This is a genomic window from Flavobacterium sp. C3NV (genome assembly GCF_046825355.2).
Taxonomy (GTDB): domain Bacteria; phylum Bacteroidota; class Bacteroidia; order Flavobacteriales; family Flavobacteriaceae; genus Flavobacterium.
Genome location: NZ_JBKQBJ020000011.1, coordinates 164,508 through 182,026 on the forward strand (window position 1 = coordinate 164,508; position 17,519 = coordinate 182,026).

General features: G+C 32.6%; 21 protein-coding genes. 9 read left to right on the forward strand and 12 right to left on the reverse strand.

Features of this window, described 5'->3' with window-relative positions:
• Positions 1 to 90: 90 nt before the first annotated feature.
• The 9 genes from ACIDC4_RS16605 to ACIDC4_RS16645 form a co-directional block, all read right to left on the reverse strand.
• Positions 91 to 1,149 carry a nucleoid-associated protein gene (locus ACIDC4_RS16605; RefSeq protein WP_055095663.1) on the reverse strand — a complete coding sequence of 353 codons (1,059 nt, stop codon included), beginning with the start codon at positions 1,147 to 1,149 and terminating at the stop codon, positions 91 to 93.
• 44 nt (positions 1,150 to 1,193) lie between these two features.
• Complete coding sequence (locus tag ACIDC4_RS16610; protein ID WP_026984811.1) at positions 1,194 to 1,553, reverse strand: four helix bundle protein; 360 nt, start codon at positions 1,551 to 1,553, stop codon at positions 1,194 to 1,196.
• Positions 1,554 to 1,656: 103 nt separating this feature from the next.
• Positions 1,657 to 2,196: an IS1096 element passenger TnpR family protein gene (locus ACIDC4_RS16615; protein WP_065451381.1), complete on the reverse strand. Its 540-nt coding sequence runs from the start codon at positions 2,194 to 2,196 to the stop codon at positions 1,657 to 1,659.
• 200 nt (positions 2,197 to 2,396) lie between these two features.
• Positions 2,397 to 2,996: an HPP family protein gene (locus ACIDC4_RS16620; RefSeq protein ID WP_230040603.1), complete on the reverse strand. Its 600-nt coding sequence runs from the start codon at positions 2,994 to 2,996 to the stop codon at positions 2,397 to 2,399.
• Positions 2,997 to 3,040: 44 nt separating this feature from the next.
• Positions 3,041 to 4,321 (reverse strand): chloride channel protein, encoded by a 1,281-nt coding sequence (locus ACIDC4_RS16625; protein WP_230040600.1) that lies wholly within the window; start codon positions 4,319 to 4,321, stop codon positions 3,041 to 3,043.
• Between the two features lie 478 nt (positions 4,322 to 4,799).
• Positions 4,800 to 5,189, reverse strand: a complete 390-nt coding sequence (gene gloA2 / locus ACIDC4_RS16630) for an SMU1112c/YaeR family gloxylase I-like metalloprotein (protein WP_230040598.1) — start codon at positions 5,187 to 5,189, stop codon at positions 4,800 to 4,802.
• Complete coding sequence (locus ACIDC4_RS16635; RefSeq protein WP_230040596.1) at positions 5,190 to 5,762, reverse strand: sugar O-acetyltransferase; 573 nt, start codon at positions 5,760 to 5,762, stop codon at positions 5,190 to 5,192.
• Positions 5,763 to 6,047: 285 nt separating this feature from the next.
• Positions 6,048 to 6,506 (reverse strand): DinB family protein, encoded by a 459-nt coding sequence (locus ACIDC4_RS16640; RefSeq protein ID WP_412044586.1) that lies wholly within the window; start codon positions 6,504 to 6,506, stop codon positions 6,048 to 6,050.
• Positions 6,507 to 6,585: 79 nt separating this feature from the next.
• Positions 6,586 to 7,314, reverse strand: coding sequence for a carbon-nitrogen hydrolase family protein (locus tag ACIDC4_RS16645; RefSeq protein ID WP_412044585.1), 729 nt, complete (start codon positions 7,312 to 7,314; stop codon positions 6,586 to 6,588).
• A gap of 147 nt (positions 7,315 to 7,461) precedes the next feature.
• Here ACIDC4_RS16645 and ACIDC4_RS16650 point away from each other — a divergent pair, with 147 nt between their 5' ends.
• The 9 genes from ACIDC4_RS16650 to ACIDC4_RS16690 all read left to right on the forward strand — a co-directional run bounded on the left by ACIDC4_RS16650 (position 7,462) and on the right by ACIDC4_RS16690 (position 14,623).
• On the forward strand, positions 7,462 to 9,627 hold the full coding sequence (locus ACIDC4_RS16650; RefSeq protein WP_412044584.1) for a TonB-dependent receptor: 2,166 nt from the start codon (positions 7,462 to 7,464) through the stop codon (positions 9,625 to 9,627).
• 380 nt (positions 9,628 to 10,007) lie between these two features.
• On the forward strand, positions 10,008 to 10,415 hold the full coding sequence (locus tag ACIDC4_RS16655; RefSeq protein WP_412044583.1) for a DUF2141 domain-containing protein: 408 nt from the start codon (positions 10,008 to 10,010) through the stop codon (positions 10,413 to 10,415).
• Between the two features lie 50 nt (positions 10,416 to 10,465).
• The gene (locus ACIDC4_RS16660; RefSeq protein ID WP_412044582.1) at positions 10,466 to 11,089 is read left to right on the forward strand and encodes a hypothetical protein; all 624 of its coding nucleotides are present in this window, start codon (positions 10,466 to 10,468) and stop codon (positions 11,087 to 11,089) included.
• Between the two features lie 23 nt (positions 11,090 to 11,112).
• The gene (locus tag ACIDC4_RS16665; protein WP_230040581.1) at positions 11,113 to 12,471 is read left to right on the forward strand and encodes a histidine kinase; all 1,359 of its coding nucleotides are present in this window, start codon (positions 11,113 to 11,115) and stop codon (positions 12,469 to 12,471) included.
• A gap of 2 nt (positions 12,472 to 12,473) precedes the next feature.
• Complete coding sequence (locus tag ACIDC4_RS16670; RefSeq protein ID WP_412044581.1) at positions 12,474 to 12,776, forward strand: 2TM domain-containing protein; 303 nt, start codon at positions 12,474 to 12,476, stop codon at positions 12,774 to 12,776.
• A gap of 2 nt (positions 12,777 to 12,778) precedes the next feature.
• On the forward strand, positions 12,779 to 13,108 hold the full coding sequence (locus ACIDC4_RS16675; RefSeq protein WP_412044580.1) for a 2TM domain-containing protein: 330 nt from the start codon (positions 12,779 to 12,781) through the stop codon (positions 13,106 to 13,108).
• A gap of 2 nt (positions 13,109 to 13,110) precedes the next feature.
• The gene (locus ACIDC4_RS16680) at positions 13,111 to 13,416 is read left to right on the forward strand and encodes a 2TM domain-containing protein (protein ID WP_412044579.1); all 306 of its coding nucleotides are present in this window, start codon (positions 13,111 to 13,113) and stop codon (positions 13,414 to 13,416) included.
• Between the two features lie 16 nt (positions 13,417 to 13,432).
• Positions 13,433 to 13,819, forward strand: coding sequence for a 2TM domain-containing protein (locus ACIDC4_RS16685; RefSeq protein WP_412044578.1), 387 nt, complete (start codon positions 13,433 to 13,435; stop codon positions 13,817 to 13,819).
• A 36-nt stretch (positions 13,820 to 13,855) separates the two neighbouring features.
• Positions 13,856 to 14,623: a LytR/AlgR family response regulator transcription factor gene (locus ACIDC4_RS16690; RefSeq protein ID WP_412044577.1), complete on the forward strand. Its 768-nt coding sequence runs from the start codon at positions 13,856 to 13,858 to the stop codon at positions 14,621 to 14,623.
• 9 nt (positions 14,624 to 14,632) lie between these two features.
• Here the strand turns inward: ACIDC4_RS16690 and ACIDC4_RS16695 are convergent, their stop codons facing one another.
• From ACIDC4_RS16695 to ACIDC4_RS16705, 3 genes are read right to left on the reverse strand one after another with little or no spacing between them, the layout of a single operon-like run.
• Complete coding sequence (locus ACIDC4_RS16695) at positions 14,633 to 15,355, reverse strand: hypothetical protein (protein WP_412044576.1); 723 nt, start codon at positions 15,353 to 15,355, stop codon at positions 14,633 to 14,635.
• Positions 15,356 to 15,367: 12 nt separating this feature from the next.
• Positions 15,368 to 16,168, reverse strand: coding sequence for a hypothetical protein (locus tag ACIDC4_RS16700; protein WP_412044575.1), 801 nt, complete (start codon positions 16,166 to 16,168; stop codon positions 15,368 to 15,370).
• Positions 16,169 to 16,197: 29 nt separating this feature from the next.
• Positions 16,198 to 17,223 carry a COX15/CtaA family protein gene (locus ACIDC4_RS16705; protein ID WP_412044574.1) on the reverse strand — a complete coding sequence of 342 codons (1,026 nt, stop codon included), beginning with the start codon at positions 17,221 to 17,223 and terminating at the stop codon, positions 16,198 to 16,200.
• Positions 17,224 to 17,519: the final 296 nt, after the last annotated feature.

Consider the following 17,519-nt stretch of genomic DNA (forward strand, 5'->3'; position numbering starts at 1 on the left):
GTATAAATCTAATTAGCAAATAAAAAAACGGCAATTACTAATGTAGTTGCCGTTTTTTGTTTTAAGTAAGTAATAGAAAATGAATAACTCTTAGCTTTTTTCTTCTTTATTGAAATAAACTAAGTAGTAATACATTTGTTTTTCTTCATCCCAGCCTTTTTCAACAAATTTCTCAGCGCTTTCAGGGTTGATAAAATCCATTTTAATCTGAATGTGAGTATCCAGATTAATAACGTTTTTAATTGATTTTCGGGCGTCTGAAACTGCTGCGTTTGCAATAGGGAATGAGGTTACATCTTCGATGCTGTATTTTTCTCCTTTATCAACTTTATAATTTTTGAATTCAGGAATTAAGTCTGGATTGTCTAATACTTCATTCAGGAAATTTTGTTCTTCAAACTGATCATTTTTAGCGAAATAATTCACAGATCTGTTCATAAACATTACTTCTTCTTTTTTGTCTTCTGCTGGCAAAACAACATCTTTTGCGAAGTTTTGACAGAATTTTAAGTATTTTTTAGTGATGAAGTTTTCATCTTCAAAAGCATCAACAGATAAAAAATGCTCTAACCAATAACGCGCGTCATAACGGTTACTGTCAACGGTTAAAATTTTGTATCCTTCTTCTTTTTTATAATTAAAAATCAAACAACCTTTATCTAATTTGCTAAGGTTGATACCTTGTTGCAAGATCATCTCCAGGTTACTGTTTTTTTCTTCAAATTGTAAAAAGTCAGCTTGTAACTCACTTTTAAAAATTCCGATCGCATCAACAACATTGTTGTCGATACTTAAATTGGTTAAATACGTTACGTAAACCTCTCCGTTTTTAATGTGTGGGTGATTCGATTGCTCAAATAAATGCGTAGTGATTCTTTTAGAAATCTCCTGCAAATTATTCGGATTATCGAAAATCTCCGTTGCATATTTAAACATGTCGTTGTAATCCAAATCGACTTCGTGCGCAAACTGATAATAGTTTTCTTCTTTCTCTCTAAAAGGTTTAAAAAAGTACTCTTTTATCAAAGGCACAATTTCATCATTCAAATTAAAAGGCTGTTCCGATAAAAAAATCGCTTCGTTTCTGCTTTTGTTTCCTACGCGGTGTATCGCAAGCGTCTCGATGTGGGTGTTGAAAAGGTTGATCATATTTTTTTAGGTACTGAGGTTCTGAGATGCTAAGGTACTGAGGTTTAGCTTCTATCTTTTATTTTTTTAATAAAAGAAACTAACATTCTTTCTACTTCGCGGCTGTCCTCATATAAGTTATTAAAATCGTATTCTTTTAAATAAGATATGTTTTTTGCGATTTCTAATTGCGTTTGCATTTCGAATAAAGATCCAACAGAAATATTTAAAAAACGCAAAAGCTCTTTATCGCTTTCTCTGCCAAATCCTTCTGCAATATTACTGGGAATAGATATCGAACTGCGTCTAATCTGTGAAGTTAATCCGAAAATTTCTTCTTTTGGGAAATTATTTGTTGAAAAGTAAATCTTTGTGGTCAAGGCCATTGATTTTTGCCAGATAAGCAGGCTTCTAAAATTACTCATTTTTTTATTTTTAGTTAATTTGTAAAATTAATTAAAAAATAAGAAAAAACTTTCAAAATAAAACCTTAGAACCTTAGCAACTCAGAACCTTAGAACCTTTCCTCTAATTCCAATTCTCCTCAAATCCAAAATCTTCAAAGCTGTCGTCTCCTTCGAACATATCAAGATCGTCTTCGTCAAGATCATCTTCAAATTCTCCGTAGATATCGTCGTGCATATCGGCTTCAAAGCTTTTTTCAGTGGCTTCGTCAGGCATTTCTCCGTGAGAGAATAACGTTTCCGGGTAAGGAACTCCTGCAATTTGATCTTCGATAGCAGCCAATTCAACTAAGAAAGTCCACATATTGATGAAATCATACACATAGATAATTTTAGTATTTTGCTCATCTAAGAGATCAGATAATTTATAATCGCTCATGGTTCTTTGTTCTCCGGGAACATCGCCAGTATCAAAAAGTGCAATTTCATCTTCCTGATTCCAAGTTTCATCGCAGGTATAAAACGAAGCTACTTCCATTCCGTCAAAACCAAAAGCGTTGAAGATCGCATTGTGTAAATCTTCAAGCGTATCGTCTTCAAGAATTGCAATGTCTCTAAAAATATCTTCTTCGGCGTCTAGAATTACTCTAAATTTATAAACCATAATCTTTGTTTTTATTGAGAGGTCAAAGGTAAAATATAAAAAAGGATTTATGAATTAGGAATTGAGATTTGTTGAAAAGATTTTTTAGTTGTCAGGTTGAGCACATTCCGATTGTCAGGCTGAGCGGAGTCGAAGCCCACGTTCCAATTGGAGCGCCCTTCGACTCCGCTCAGGGTGACAACTGTATTTGATGTAAAATTTTATCTCCCTACCAATCGTTTTCTAATTTTATGATAACGCTTGTGATAAGAGCTATGACTAGGATAACTTCTGCCTGAAGTCATATTATTAAAAATCAAGGCAGTTAAAAGTAAAATCAAAGTTCCAACCAAAACAGGTGAAATCACATACATATATCCCAGAGCTTTTACTTTTTCTGTACCAATAACAGCGATTAAAGCGGTTGCGCCTCCGGGAGGGTGAAGTGTTTTTGTAATTTGCATGGAGATTATGGCAAGCGAAACTGCCAATGGAGCAGCAATCCAGATAATATCCGGTGCGAGTTTATGAACTGTAACACCTATAAAAGCAGATATCACGTGTCCGCCAACTAAATTTCGGGGTTGTGAAAACGGACTCTGAATAATTCCGTAAACCAATACACTCGAAGCTCCAAAGGAACCAATTAAATAAACGGCATCATTTCCTGAAAAGTGAATTGACTGTACATAAGCCAGAATTCCAATCCCAATAAATGAACCAATAAATGACCAAAAATGTTCTTTAGTGTCAATTAAAGTTTCTTTGTAAAGAATATATCGTGTTTTGCGGTAGCTTCTTTTAATTTTTGGAGTGGGCATAAATGTGGTATTTTGCTTGAAAAGAGTTAAGATTAATAATTAACTTATTTAGTCAGGCTTGGGGCATAACTGTATACGGTAAAAGGATAAATCATTTTTGCGGTATATTTTGATATTAAACAAACAACTAAAATTGGTAAAAACAAAGTGTAGTCATTTGTTAATCCGCATACTAAAAATATGGCTGTAAAAGGTGCATGAATACTGGCACTTAAAACAGCCGCCATCCCGATAATCATAAAGTTAACTGGAAGTACGTGCACATGAAAAAATGTATTTAGAACAGAAGCCAATAACAATCCTAAAAAAGCACCAATAAAAAGACTTGGAGCAAAAACTCCTCCGTCTCCGCCCGAAGCTAATGTAATAGAGGTTACAATTGGTTTTAAAAGTAAGACTCCAACAAAAGTAAAAGCCAAAGTAAGCGTTAACGGAATTTCTGCGGAATTCCCAAATATTCCTTTTATGGCATGATAACCTTCACCATATAATTGAGGGAAGACAAATAACGAAACACTTAAAACTACAGAACCAATTAAGATTTTATAATAATGTGTATCGATTCTCCCAAATTGAGATTTGAAAAATAAAACACAACGGGTTAAATAAACCGAATTGATTCCGGCTAAAATGCCTAAAAGAATAAAATACGGAATCGCTTTGAGATGCCAGGTTGTAATAGAAACGGCAAATAAAGGTTCTTCTTTTAAAATCGTTAATAATCCAAAAGCCACTGAAACTGCAATGATATTCGAAATCACAAAAGCACGGGTTACTTTTCTGGAAATTACTTCGAGAGCAAACAGAATTCCTGCAATTGGGCTACTGAATAATGCCGTAACTCCGGCGGCAACTCCGGCACAAATTAACTCTGTTTTGTATTTGCGAAATACGTTTTCTTTTTGTTGGGCCACAGATCCTATTGTGGCCGTGGCAACAACAGTCGAAACTTCGATTCCGGTTGAACCTCCAAAAGCGACAGTTAGTAATCCGTTGATAAAGTGAGAGGGTATTTTGTATGAAGGTAAATTTTTTGAAGTTGATTTGGTACTTTCAAAAACTTCTTTGATGCCTTTGTTTTCTTTTTTCTTGAATAAATATTGTCGTAGAAAATAAATTACAGATAGTCCGAAAACTGGGAAAAGAATATAAAATAAAGGGTTTACAGATACTTGATGAAAAAATATTTCTTCGTAATACTCCGTAATTTTTTTGAGAGATATTCCTAAAAAGGCCGAAAGAAAGCCAATTAAAACAGAAACAATAACTAATTTTTGAAGGACAATAAATTGATGATTTTTTTTGATTTTCGCCGTTTTGTTCATCAGATGTGGATTTATAAAATCGCAATATTTTTATGCGGATTACAAAATTAGCTAATCAAATTCGTTTTTTAATACAAATCACTCATTATATTGTGTTAAAGTTATAAAAGAAAGAAAAATCTCTCGGTAAAAAAAGGATGCCACAAAGGCGTTAAGGCGCTAATTTTTTTAATCAATTGATAAGTGAAAATTGGTAAATAAATCTTGCGCAAAGTCGCAGAGTCGCTAAACTTTTTAAGTTAATTTTCTTTGCGACTTTGCGCGAGATTCCACAACAATTTGAATAGCCTCCAGCTTTAGCTGGAGATACATTATTTTATATAGAAAAGGCTTTAGCCAAATTTTATTTGTTCGGCTAAAGCCTTTTTGCTTTTGTTTATTTACACATCCAGCTAAAGCTGGAAGCTATTCAAAATAACGTTGAATAAAAATATGAAAAACTTTGCGACTTCGTGACTTTGCGAGATTATTTTAAATATTATCTCTCATAAAACTCAATAGGCAACAAATCAGGATCAGCAATAAATGTAAATCGCTTTTCTGTCGTTTCATCAATTCTTATGGGTTCTGATTCGATATTTTTGGTATCTAAAAATGCAATTGTTTCTTCCAGATTAATTACTTCGAATGCTAAATGACGCAATCCAACTGCTTCCGGTCGTGAAGGACGTTGCGGCGGATTTGGAAACGAAAACAATTCGACGATATAACTTCCGTTTAAAGCCAAATCGAGTTTATACGATTGGCGTTCTTCGCGGTAGATTTCCCTAATAATCGTTAATCCCAAAACTTCGGTATAGAAAGTTTTCGATTTTTGATAATCAGAACATAAAATGGCAATATGATGAACTTTATTTAAGGTAAGCATTTATTTAGATTCAGGTTCTTGATTTAATTTTCGAATTACTTTTGCCGGATTTCCAACAGCTAATGAATTGTCCGGAATATCTTTTGTCACCACCGATCCTGCGCCAATAACACATCCTTTACCAATAGTTACTCCTGGACAAATAACAGAATTTCCGCCAATCCAGCAATCATCACCAATAGAAATAGGTAATGCATTTTCGAGTGTTTTTCTTAATTCGGCGTCAAGCGGATGAGTGGCAGTATAAATTTGAACGTTTGGTGCAAAAAACACATTCGAACCAATATTTACAGGAGCACAATCTAAAACAACACAATTTACATTGAAATAAACGTTGTCGCCACAAAAAATATTATAACCATAATCGCAATGAAAAGGAGGCTCGATATAAAAACTCTTTCCCGCATTAGGAATTAATTCTTCTAAAATTAGTTTGGCTTTTTTTGTTAGGCGATATTCGGTTACGTTTAATCGGTGTAATAAATTTTTGGCTTTTCGGCGATCTTTTACTAAAACAGGGTCTCCTGCAACATAATATTCTCCCTCAATCATTTTTTCTTTTTCTGTTTTCATAAGAATTTAAAATTTAATTTGCTTATTTGTAAGCATGTCGTTCGCGATCAGAACCCAATCTTGTCATTCCGAGGAACGAGGAATCTCCGTAAGAAACTCCGCAAAGAAAGTGCAAATCTTTGCCGATTCTGCAACGAGGATTCCTATTGCGAATGATGGATTAAAATCCATCCCTACAATATATTTTGTTCCTACGGAACTCCTCAAAAAAATTCCGAAGGAATGCTTTATATTATAGCAACGGATTTTAATCCGTTGAAAGGATCATTTTTTTTATATTATTAATTAAAGCAACTTCTTCAAAATCACAATTTGTCCTAAATGATAAACATCGTGCTGAATAATACCATGAATATCTTCATAAAAATTATGATTATTATTTTGGTCTATTTTTTCGAAATCAGCATCATTAAAATCGCTCAAACAAGCGTTCCACATTTCCTGAGATTTTGCCAGACTTTGCAGTGATTGTTCCCACGAAGCTTCAGAAGAATCCAGAATTGGCACAAAATAATTATGATCAGGAGTTGTAATTATTTCTCCCTGAACACGCCTTAATATGTTTCTTCTCCATTGTATCAGATGATTGACAATTTCCCAAATCGTGTTTAAATTTGGATTAATTTTTCTGTAAGCCTGCTCAGCCGTTACATTTTCTAAAGTATTTGCCAAAGTAACCTCCAGCCATGGATTTCCATTATAAATGGACTGATATAAATTCGAAACTCTTTTGCTTTCTGACATAACTGCTATGGTTTATTTGTTTTATTTTAAAAAATTAAACTTTCGGTCTTAGTGATTATCAAAGATATAAAATCAATTTCTAGATAATCTGTTTTACAACTTTTTCAGTCTCAGTATTAAAAATGATTATACCTTCGTTTTTGTTGTCAAGCTGGTCGGCTAATTTTCCGTCTTTTGTCCAGACAGCACTGTAGCCAACACTTACAAAATTATCGCATTCCCCAATACAATTAGCCATTAGAACCGGCATAGTGTATTTTTTAGCAATGTTAGGATAATGCACAAAGGCTTTTTCTATTCCGTTTTGAGATTTTGCAACACTGGCGAGATAAATTTCACCTCCAAGTTCACTTGCTTTTTCGGCGTGTTCTATTTGCAGGCTTTCATAACATATAGCCGGAATAATTTTTTGATTATCAATTTCGATTATTTCCTGGCCTTTTCCATTTTCAAAATACGGCAATTCGTCTTCGTGAAGTAGCTGTTTAGAATAAGAAATACTTTCTTTATTGGGCTGAAAAATAATCATACTAATTTGTATTCCGCTTTCAGTTTTTAGTGGAGATCCAACTCCAATCGTAATCTTTTTAAGATCGCTAATTTCCTGAAAAACATTAAATCTATTGTCATCTTTATGAGTTGAGAGAGCTTTAGCCAACTCTGGTTCATAAGCTGTTAACGAAAGTTCAGGGAAAAAGACAGCATTTGCATTTAATGAAACTGCAAGTTCAATAAATTTGATGTGTTTTTCTATATTGGCTGAAATATCTCCTTTTAAAGGTTTTATCTGTGCAATTGCTATGTTCATTAGATGTTTTATTAAATACTTTGAACTAAAAGCTAAGATACAAATAAAACTAATTTACAACTCATCCTCGAAATTCTACAATTGGGTTATTTAATGTTTTTTAACAAAAAATGTTAAAATATATTTGCTTCATCAAAATCAAATACCATGACAACCAAATTACTTTTTACAATTACTTTTTTATTTTTTACCAGTTTTATTTTTGCCCAAAATACCATTTCAGGTAAAGTATTAGATCAAAAAGGCAAACCTGTTCCTGGAGCTAATATTTATATAGACGGGACCTACGACGGAGCGACAAGTTCTGAAACGGGAGATTTTTCGTTTGAAACATCAGAAACAGGAAATAAGACTTTAGTGATAAGTTTTTTGCTTTATGATACTTTCAAAAAAGAAATTGATGTTGCCAACTATAAAGATCAAATCGTAAAATTAAGAGAGAATGTAAACGCACTGGATGCCGTTGTAATTACCGCCGGAACATTAGAATCAGGAGATAAAGCCAGAGTTTCAGTTTTAAAACCTTTAGACATCGTAACCACTGCGGGATCTGCCGGAAATATTATTGCTGCTTTGCAAACCTTACCGGGAACACAAACTGTTGGCGAAGACGGACGTTTGTTTGTTCGTGGAGGTGAAGCCAGCGAAACCCAGACTTTTGTAGACGGACTTCGTGTAGCACAGCCTTACGGCGCAACAACGAATAATTTACCAACCCGTAGCAGATTTTCGCCTTTTTTGTTTAGCGGAATTGCTTTTTCAACCGGAGGATATTCTGCTGAATATGGCGAAGCTTTATCAAGTGTTTTGTTGTTAAATACGCAAGACGAACCAGACCAGAATAAAACAGATATTGCTTTGATGACGGTAGGTTTAGGAGTTGGAAATACGCAAAAATGGAAAAAAAGCTCTTTTAGCATCAATACCAATTATATTAATTTGGCACCTTATCAGGCTGTAATTCCTCAAAATGTAGATTGGAATAATCCGTATCAGTCTTTGGGAGGTGAAGCGGTTTACAGATATCATTTTGAAAGAGGTATTTTTAAATTGTACGCTGCTTTTGATGCTGAGAAATTCGATCTAAACCAGAAAAATGTAAATTTCACTGATCCTATCAGAACGGATTTAAACAATAATAATTTTTATTTGAATGCTTCTTACAAAGGAGATTTTGGAACTGGTTGGCAACTTACTTCGGGAATTAGTTACGGGTATAGCAAAAACAAAGTCAAATACGATAGTAATGATGTCGACAGCAACGAAAATGCAGCACAGTTAAAATTAAAATTAAGAAAAAACATCTCTAACTATTTTAAATTGTCTTTTGGAGCCGATTATTTTATGACGAGATACAATGAAAATTTTGACGATAATATTGCGATAAAAACAGCAAATGGCTACGACTCGAATATCGCTGCTTTTTATACCGAAGGAGATATATTATTCTCGAAAAACCTGGCAATGAAAGTAGGTTTGAGACTTTCGAATAATAGTTTGCTTGACGAAACGAATATCGCACCAAGAGCTTCAATTGCTTACAAAGTTTCTAAAAACAGTCAGTTTTCGTTTGCTTACGGAGATTTTAGTCAAACTCCTGTTGTTGATTATATTAAATATTCAAAATACCATCAGTTCGAAAGTGAAAAAGCAAGACATTATATTTTGAATTATCAGTTTACAAAACCAGGACAAACCTTTAGAGCCGAAGCGTATTATAAAGATTACAGCAATTTGGTTCAGTATAATACAAGAGATATTCAGTACAATTCGGTTTTCAATAACAACGGTTCAGGTTATGCAAAAGGATTGGATTTGTTTTGGAGAGACAGTAATTTATTAAAAAACTTAGAATATTGGATTTCATATTCTTATATCGATTCAGAAAGACAATACAAGAATTTTCCAACTATGGCAACTCCAAATTTTGTAGCGAATCATAGTTTGTCCATTGTTACCAAATATTTTATCACCGATTGGAAATCGCAAATAGGTTTCACCAACAGTTATAGTTCAGGCCGACCTTATAATGATCCGAATCAAACGCAATTTATGAACGGAAAAACAAAGTCATATAATAGTTTGAGTTTTAACTGGGCGTATTTACTAACGACACAAAAAATTCTGTATTTCTCAGTTTCGAATGTATTAGGAACTCAAAATGTTTTTGGTTATGATTACGCAAAATTACCAGACCCAAACGGAGTATATAACAGACAGCCAGTTGTACCAACCGCAGACAGATTCTTTTTCGTAGGTTTCTTCTGGACGATTAGTGATAATAAAAATGAGAATCAGTTGAAGAATTTATAGTCTCTAAGTTGCTAAGGTTCTGAGTTGCTAAGATAAAAACTTAGATCCTTAGCAACTCAGAATCTCAGAAACTTTAAAAAAAACAATTCAGTCATCAAAATCAACAACTCAGTATTATTTAATTTTAGGAGAAGAAAAACCAAAGTATTTTTGAAGTATAAAATTAGTAGGGACTAAGTTGCTAAGCTTCTAAGATACTAAGAAAAAAACTTAGAGACTTAATTACTCAGTAACTCAGAATCTTAAAAAAAAAACAATAACAATTAGAGTTTTAATCATCAATAAATTAAAAGCGGCTAAGTTGCTAAGATTTTAAGAAACTAAGAAAAAAACTTAGAATCTTAGCAACTCAGAACCTTAGAACCTTAAAAAGAAAAGCCATGATCAAAATTATTACAATAATCACATTATTTATCTGCAGTTTAATGTCTGCTCAAAATGTAAAACTAACTGTTTCTGTTTCGGGTTTAAAGAATAATGAAGGAACTGTTAAAGTAGGTTTGTACAACTCAGATGGTACATTTCTTAAAACAACATATAAAAGCGTAGCTTCTAAAATTACAGATAACAAAGCAGTGGTAACATTCGACAATCTTCCGGCAGGAGAATATGCAATTTCTACGTATCACGATGAAAACAATAACGGAAAACTGGATAAAAATATGATGGGAATTCCTTCTGAAGATTATGCAGCTTCAAACAATGCAAAAGGATTTATGGGACCGCCGGCCTATAAAGATGCTAAATTTGTCATTGCTAAAGATTCAAAAATTGAAATTACCTTATAAAATAGTAACTAACAAAACAATTTAAAACAACCATTTTAATTACTTGTAAAATGAAAAAAATCATCACTTTAGTCGCATTATTCGTAGTAGCAATAAGTTCTGCACAAACCCAGTTTGAACAAGGAATGGGAAAAGCGTTAGGGCTTTGGAAAGAAGGAAAAAACACAGAAGCTTCAGCTTTATTCGAAAGAATTGCTGCGGCAGAAAAAACAAGTTATCTGCCTAATTATTATATAGGTTTAATCAACACTATAGCTGCGTTTTCTGAAAAAGATAAAACAAAAATAGATTTGTTATTGACAAAAGCGCAAGATGCATTGGATGTTGAATTGATAAAAGATCAAAACAATGCCGAGTTATATGCCCTGCAAGCTTTGATTTATACAGCCTGGGTAGTGGCAGACCCAATGACAAACGGAATGAAATATTCGGCTAAAGTGATGGAAGCTTACGCAAAAGGAAAAGCGATAGATCCAAACAACCCAAGAATTGTTTTTGGTGAAGCTGATTATCAGTTAGGTGGTGCAAAATGGACAGGTGTTGATACAAAACCACTTTGTGCACAAGTTGATAAAGCTGTTGAACTTTTTGCTACTTTTAAACCAGAAACTTCTTTTTCGCCAAAATGGGGATTAGATAGAGCTTTAGAAGTTCAAAAAAATTGCAAAAAATAAAATAAATTTAAGTTGATATTATAATGAAAGACTATAGAAGTTCATTTGCTGATTTAAAAAGTGGAACAATCATTTGTTTCAAGATTTCTATGGTCTTTACAGTAATATTCTCTGCTTTTTTAGGCGCTGATCTCACCATTCAAAACGTATTGCTAACATTTCTTTTAAGCTCTCTTTATTCTTTCGGATTGGGTTTTGGAAATGGTTTTTTAAGTGTTCTCCTGGATAGAAAATGGGATTGGCTGGAACAGACTAATTTAAGAGTGTATTACGGAATTTTGGTTACGGTTTTATACACTGTTCCAGCCGTTTTAGGAATTAATTATATTATTTATGTATTAGTTCAAAATCTTCCTGTAGAGAAGTTTTTTAGCGACAGAATGATTTGGAACCACTTTTTTTATATCGTTTTATCTCTTGGAGTTTCTATTTTCATGCAGGCGAGAAGTTTTATGGTAAAATGGAAACAGGCATCAAAATTCGAGATAACGCAGCAAAAAATTATCGCAGGAACGGCAAATGCTAAATTCGAAAGTTTAAAAAATCAAATCGATCCGCATTTTCTTTTTAATAGTTTGAATGTTTTAAGTTCTTTAATCGAAGAAAATCCGGATAATGCGCAACGTTTTACCACTTCATTATCTAAAATTTACCGTTATGTTTTAGAGCAAAAAGATAAAGAACTGGTTTCGGTCGAGGATGAATTGTCATTCGCAAAAACCTATATGAATTTGCTGAAGATGCGTTTCGAAAATAGTTTGTTTTACGAATTGCCTACAACTAACATAAATCCGGATGCAAAAGTGGTTCCTTTATCATTGCAGCTTTTGCTGGAAAATACAGTAAAACACAATGTGGTGAGTGAGCAGAAACCATTGCATATCAGAATTTTTATTGATGGAGATTATTTAGCGATTCAAAATGATTTTCAAAAGAAAGAAGTTTTGCAGGACAGGCAGGGAGTAGGTTTGCAAAATATTGTAAATCGATACGGGATTGTAACGAACAGAAAGGTATTGATTGAACAAAATGAGAAAAATTTCACAGTCAAAATTCCAATTTTGACCAAACAAATTACAGTCATGGAAACAAGTGCAGAATATAATGATGAAAATAAGGCTTATTTCAGAGCTAAAAAAAGAGTAGAAGAATTGAAAGGATTTTACGGGAATGTTATTTCATATGTATGTGTAATTCCATTTTTGATTTTTATAAATTTAAGATTTTCTCCTGGATTTCAGTGGTTTTGGTTTTCGGCTTTAGGCTGGGGATTTGGAGTGGTAATGCATGCTTTTAAAGTTTTTGGTTATAGCTCAGATTGGGAAGAACGAAAAATCAGACAGATCTTAGAGAAAGAAAATAACAAACAAACCTGGAAATAATTATGGAAACAAATTACGCCGAAGCTGATCGTTATTATGAAGCTCAAAAAAAAGTAGCAGAAATTAAAAAGTTTTACCAGCATTTGACGGTTTATCTTCTCTGCAACCCAATTGTAATTGTGGTAAACCTTATGACTTCACCAGGTTATTTGTGGTTTATATGGTCCTTGATGGGTTGGGGAATAGCAATAGTTTTACACGGATTGAAAGCTTTTGAATTCTCACCGTTTTATAATAAAGAATGGGAAGAACGAAAAATCAGAGAGATTTTAGAAAAAGAAAATAAACATCAAATCTGGAAATAGTCATGAGAGAAAAAAATAATAAAGACACGGAAGCATTCGAACTTGAAAAAATGGCAACCAAAAAAGTGGTTAAATTGAAAGCTTTTTATTCGCACATGTTTGTCTACGTTATAGGAGTGATCTTTTTTATTTTGAAGGAATATTTCGGAGTTCCGTTTAATTTTTTTCCTTTAAAACATATCAATCTTTTTGTAATGGCAGTCTGGACGGTTTTCTTCTTAGTTTCTGCAATTGACATATTCGCTTCTTTTAAAATTTTTGGAGAAGAATGGGAAGAACGCAAAGTAAAAAGCATCTTAGAAAAAAGAATAAAAAAACAAAAATGGGAGTAATCATGGAAGTAAATTTAAATGAAGAAGACAGATATTATCTGGCAAAAAAGAGGGTTGAGGAAATTAAAGGCTTTTACGGAAATTTAACCGCATTTATAGCTGTCAACGTTGTCCTTATTTTTATCAATTTATACACATCACCCAATCATTTATGGTTTTATTGGCCTCTAATGTGGTGGGGAGTTGGAGTTGTTTTTCATGGAATGAAAGTTTTTAAAATATTCCCGGTTCTTGGAAAAGGATGGGAAGAAAGAAAAATCAAAGAATTGATGGAAAAAGAAAAAGAGAATAAAGCTAAATGGCAATAATTTAATTTTAAATAAAATGGGACGATTTAGACAACGCATGTATGAGGAATACAGACATGAATTTAGTACAGATGAAAGTTATAATATTGCATATAAAAAAGTGAAGAAAATTAAAGGGTTTTATTCGCATTTGAAGGTTTATATTATAGTAAATGCTATTATCATTCTTACCAGTTTAAATAGAAATTTTACTGGATTTGACTTTAAAAATGGAAATCATTTTGAAATAAGAGGTTTTAATAATTGGGAGATGTATTCTACAGCAATATTTTGGGGAATAGCCTTATTGATTCACGCTTTTACAGTTTTTGGACCGGATATTTTTTTCGGTAGAGACTGGGAACAAAAGAAAATTCAAAAATATATGGAGAGAGAAGCTCAGAATAAAAATAAATGGGAGTAATTTTAAACTAAAATTTCAATTTTTGCATTGTACTAAATGACCACATTAATTATAGAAGACGAAAAACCGGCAGCAAGATTATTGCAGCGTAAGCTCGAAAAGTTGGATATTGCCGTAGAAACCATGCTGCACTCTGTTGAAGAATCTCTTCATTGGTTTAGCAATAATGAACACCCTGATTTAATTTTTCTAGATATTCAGTTATCAGATGGTTTGTCGTTTGAAATCTTCGAAAAGATAAACATTCAAAGCGCTATTATTTTTACTACGGCTTATGATGAATATGCTTTGAAGGCATTCAAATTAAACAGTATCGATTATCTTTTAAAACCTATTGATGAGGATGACTTAGAAATTGCTGTCACAAAATTTAAAAACCGAATTCCGAAAACAGATGCAGGAAGTCAAAATCTGCAGCTTGATTTTGAGCAAATACGTCAGATGTTGTCTAATCCTTTCGAGAAGAGTTACAAAAAACGGTTTACCGTAAAAATTGGACAGCATTTAAAAGTTATTACGACCGATGAAATCGAATGTTTCTTTAGTGAAAACAAAGGAACTTACATTCATACTTTTGAAAATAGAAACTATCTGATCGATTCTACTTTAGAAGTTTTAGAGCAGGAATTAGACATGAAAGATTTCTTTCGCGTAAGCAGAAAATTTATTGTTCCGCTTACAGCAATAAAAGAAATTCAGGTATATACCAATTCACGTCTCAAAGTAATTTTACCTTCTTATAAAGAAGATGAAGTGATTGTAAGCCGTGAAAAAGTGCAGGATTTTAAAGCATGGCTGGGGTAGGAAGTTATTTTATTTCCACCAATCTTTACGAAAGTCAGTATTCCAGCCGTTGTTTTGGTATTTTTTGTTTGCAATAAAATCTCCAATAGCTTGTGCTACGTTGAGATCATTGCTCATCGGAACAAAATCTGATCCCCAATGTGATAACTTGCTTTTTTTAGTCTTGTAATCGGTCCAGGTACCTACAAAACCATTGTTGTAATTAGAATCAGGTTCGTCGCCGTCATCTGGATATTCCATCGAATTGTCTTTGTTAACTCCATAATAAGTTCGTAAAACACCTTTGAAATATCCGGAATTGTTTTGCAGAGAGTTTTCGTAAAAAATGCAATTAGCAATAATAAATCCAGAGGTTTTATATCTCGGATTTATTTCTTTTGGAATATAATTTTGAATAATTTCGATTTTTCCCTGAAATTCACAAATGTTATTCTTTACGATCGATTTGCCATAAACCAGATAAGTATTTGGATTTTCAGGATCCTTGATAATAGAAATATATTTTACACCCAGTTTTTGATAATTTTCTCCAATAATACCTAAAACATTATAATTGGGATCTTGCCATATTTTCGAAAAATCAAGGTTTTTAATAGTGCTAATACCCTCAGATTTATATTCGGAATTATCTACATTAGACCATTCTTTACTTTTCCCGGCATCATATACTTGTGCAAAAGTAACTTTAGTAAAAAGAAAGAAAAAAAGGAGAATGATAAAGGTATTTTTCATTTTAAAATAAATTTACTTCAGTTGCTTATAAACACTTTCTTCTTCAAATCGTTTTCTGTCTGTGATCTTAGATTTATTAAAATTATCCTTAAAACTTGTTCTTAAAAAGTACGAGCCATAACCTTCCTGATAGCTAATTTTAATTCCTAAAATTAGAGAATCGTTTACAGCTTTTATATTATAAATATTTTCCAGCGAACCATCATCATGCGCAAGAGCTGCAAATTTTTGACTAGGATAATAGTCTTCGGCTTCCGGATTTTTAATGGTCGAATATGTATTGTCTTTTTGGTTTAAAACTATCAATAAGCTAAAATCATCACAAGTGGTTAATCCTTCATCATCAGATGCACCCATTTCGAAGTTTGTAACCGGAAAAACAGAAAAACTTTCATTGTTACTGTTCTTAAAGTCAAAATTTTCGTTGTGATTTATTTCATAAACATCTCTTCCAAAAACAATATAATTTTTGCCTTTATATTCAATTTTTATGAAGTTTGATTTTAGACAATAATCTTTGCTTTTATCGATATTGTAAATAGAAGTACTTTTTTCTAAAATCTTAATTTTCGAAATTTCCTTAATCTCTAGTTCTTCTATTTTATTGAGTTTTTCATCAAATACCTGCAATTGTCCGTTCAAGACAATTCCATCTTTAGAATATTTTTCGAATGTTAATTTCTCTTCCTGATTTTTGTTTGCTGAATTGGTTGCTTCAGTTTTGGTTTCAGGAGTTTTAATTTTTTCAGATTCTTTTTTGTTGCTGCAACTTATTATTAAAAATACTAGAAAAAGAACTGAAAGATGTTTCATGGTTTTGGTTAGGTTTAATGAATGGTTTTTTATTTACTCAATCGATGCAAGGTAAAAGTCATCGCGCTCAAAAGGAAGAATGCCATAATTTGGTGAATTAATCCTAAAGCCAATGGAACACTGTATAATAGTGTAAATACACCCAATGCAAATTGAATAAATACAAAAACAACTAAAGTTTTAATTCCGTTTACTTGTGTTCTTGAAAGCGAAAATTTGGTGCTTTTGTAATATAAAAACAAGATGAAAGCCACCACAACATAAGCAAAAGTTCTGTGTACAAACTGAACACCGCTTTTCCCTTCGATTAAGTTTTTGACCAAAGTTGGTTGTTCAATAAAAACAGAATCATGTATAAATTCTCCATCGCTCATTAATGGCCAGTGATTGTGAATTAATCCTGCATTTAATCCTGCAACAAAACCACCGTAAATAATTTGAATTAATAGCGCAACCAAAGCAAATCGTGCAATATTGCGAAGCGGAATTACTTTTGTAATCGTTCTTTCAGGATAAATTAAATCTAATGCTACCCATAAAGTGTAAGCAAAAGTGATAAACGCAAAAGTAAGGTGTAATGAAAGTCTAAAATGACTTACATCAGGATTGTCGATTAATCCGCTGCGAACCATAAACCATCCAAGGAAACCCTGAAAACCTCCCATTGCCAAAAGAACGATACATTTTTTTATAGTAGGACGATCCAGTTTCTTTTTCATTAAAAAATAAACAAAAGGAACAAAGAAAACTAGCCCAATGATTCGACCAATAAAACGGTGAAACCATTCCCAGAAGTAAATAAATTTATAATCGGATAATTGAAAATCGTTGTGAATATTGATTTTTTGATACTCAGGAAATTTCTTGTATTGCTCGAAAGCTTCATTCCATTTTGCATCCGTAAGAGGCGGGAAAGTATCGGTTACCAAATGCCAGTCGGTCATGGATAAACCTGAATTTGTTAATCGCGTGATTCCGCCAACAACAACCATTAAAAACAATAAAACACATCCTGATAGTAACCAAATGATTACTGATTTATTCTCTTTTTTCATTCTTTTCCAATTAATTCGATTTCACTTTTTGTTTTGGAAATTCTTTTTAAATAGAATTTCGCGAAATATATATTTGTTATAATGCTTGAAGGAAATATAATTGCCCCAACAACAAACCTGTAAGTATAACCTGCGGTGTCAATATCAAGATTTAAAAATTCAATTAAGACTGGACTTGTTATTATGGCAGCAATAATAAAGATTATAGAGCAGGGAAGAATAAGAGACATTATAAAATAAAACAACGTATGTTTGAAATGATATTTTCCAGTATTCTTTAGTCCTTTAAAAAAATA

Coding starts and splice junctions, on each gene's coding strand:
- ACIDC4_RS16605 (WP_055095663.1), bottom strand. CDS start 1,149: ATGATCAACCTTTTCAACACCCACATCGAGACGCTTGCGATACACCGC.
- ACIDC4_RS16610 (WP_026984811.1), bottom strand. CDS start 1,553: ATGAGTAATTTTAGAAGCCTGCTTATCTGGCAAAAATCAATGGCCTTG.
- ACIDC4_RS16615 (WP_065451381.1), bottom strand. CDS start 2,196: ATGGTTTATAAATTTAGAGTAATTCTAGACGCCGAAGAAGATATTTTT.
- ACIDC4_RS16620 (WP_230040603.1), bottom strand. CDS start 2,996: ATGCCCACTCCAAAAATTAAAAGAAGCTACCGCAAAACACGATATATT.
- ACIDC4_RS16625 (WP_230040600.1), bottom strand. CDS start 4,321: ATGAACAAAACGGCGAAAATCAAAAAAAATCATCAATTTATTGTCCTT.
- gloA2 (WP_230040598.1), bottom strand. CDS start 5,189: ATGCTTACCTTAAATAAAGTTCATCATATTGCCATTTTATGTTCTGAT.
- ACIDC4_RS16635 (WP_230040596.1), bottom strand. CDS start 5,762: ATGAAAACAGAAAAAGAAAAAATGATTGAGGGAGAATATTATGTTGCA.
- ACIDC4_RS16640 (WP_412044586.1), bottom strand. CDS start 6,506: ATGTCAGAAAGCAAAAGAGTTTCGAATTTATATCAGTCCATTTATAAT.
- ACIDC4_RS16645 (WP_412044585.1), bottom strand. CDS start 7,314: ATGAACATAGCAATTGCACAGATAAAACCTTTAAAAGGAGATATTTCA.
- ACIDC4_RS16650 (WP_412044584.1), top strand. CDS start 7,462: ATGACAACCAAATTACTTTTTACAATTACTTTTTTATTTTTTACCAGT.
- ACIDC4_RS16655 (WP_412044583.1), top strand. CDS start 10,008: ATGATCAAAATTATTACAATAATCACATTATTTATCTGCAGTTTAATG.
- ACIDC4_RS16660 (WP_412044582.1), top strand. CDS start 10,466: ATGAAAAAAATCATCACTTTAGTCGCATTATTCGTAGTAGCAATAAGT.
- ACIDC4_RS16665 (WP_230040581.1), top strand. CDS start 11,113: ATGAAAGACTATAGAAGTTCATTTGCTGATTTAAAAAGTGGAACAATC.
- ACIDC4_RS16670 (WP_412044581.1), top strand. CDS start 12,474: ATGGAAACAAATTACGCCGAAGCTGATCGTTATTATGAAGCTCAAAAA.
- ACIDC4_RS16675 (WP_412044580.1), top strand. CDS start 12,779: ATGAGAGAAAAAAATAATAAAGACACGGAAGCATTCGAACTTGAAAAA.
- ACIDC4_RS16680 (WP_412044579.1), top strand. CDS start 13,111: ATGGAAGTAAATTTAAATGAAGAAGACAGATATTATCTGGCAAAAAAG.
- ACIDC4_RS16685 (WP_412044578.1), top strand. CDS start 13,433: ATGGGACGATTTAGACAACGCATGTATGAGGAATACAGACATGAATTT.
- ACIDC4_RS16690 (WP_412044577.1), top strand. CDS start 13,856: ATGACCACATTAATTATAGAAGACGAAAAACCGGCAGCAAGATTATTG.
- ACIDC4_RS16695 (WP_412044576.1), bottom strand. CDS start 15,355: ATGAAAAATACCTTTATCATTCTCCTTTTTTTCTTTCTTTTTACTAAA.
- ACIDC4_RS16700 (WP_412044575.1), bottom strand. CDS start 16,168: ATGAAACATCTTTCAGTTCTTTTTCTAGTATTTTTAATAATAAGTTGC.
- ACIDC4_RS16705 (WP_412044574.1), bottom strand. CDS start 17,223: ATGAAAAAAGAGAATAAATCAGTAATCATTTGGTTACTATCAGGATGT.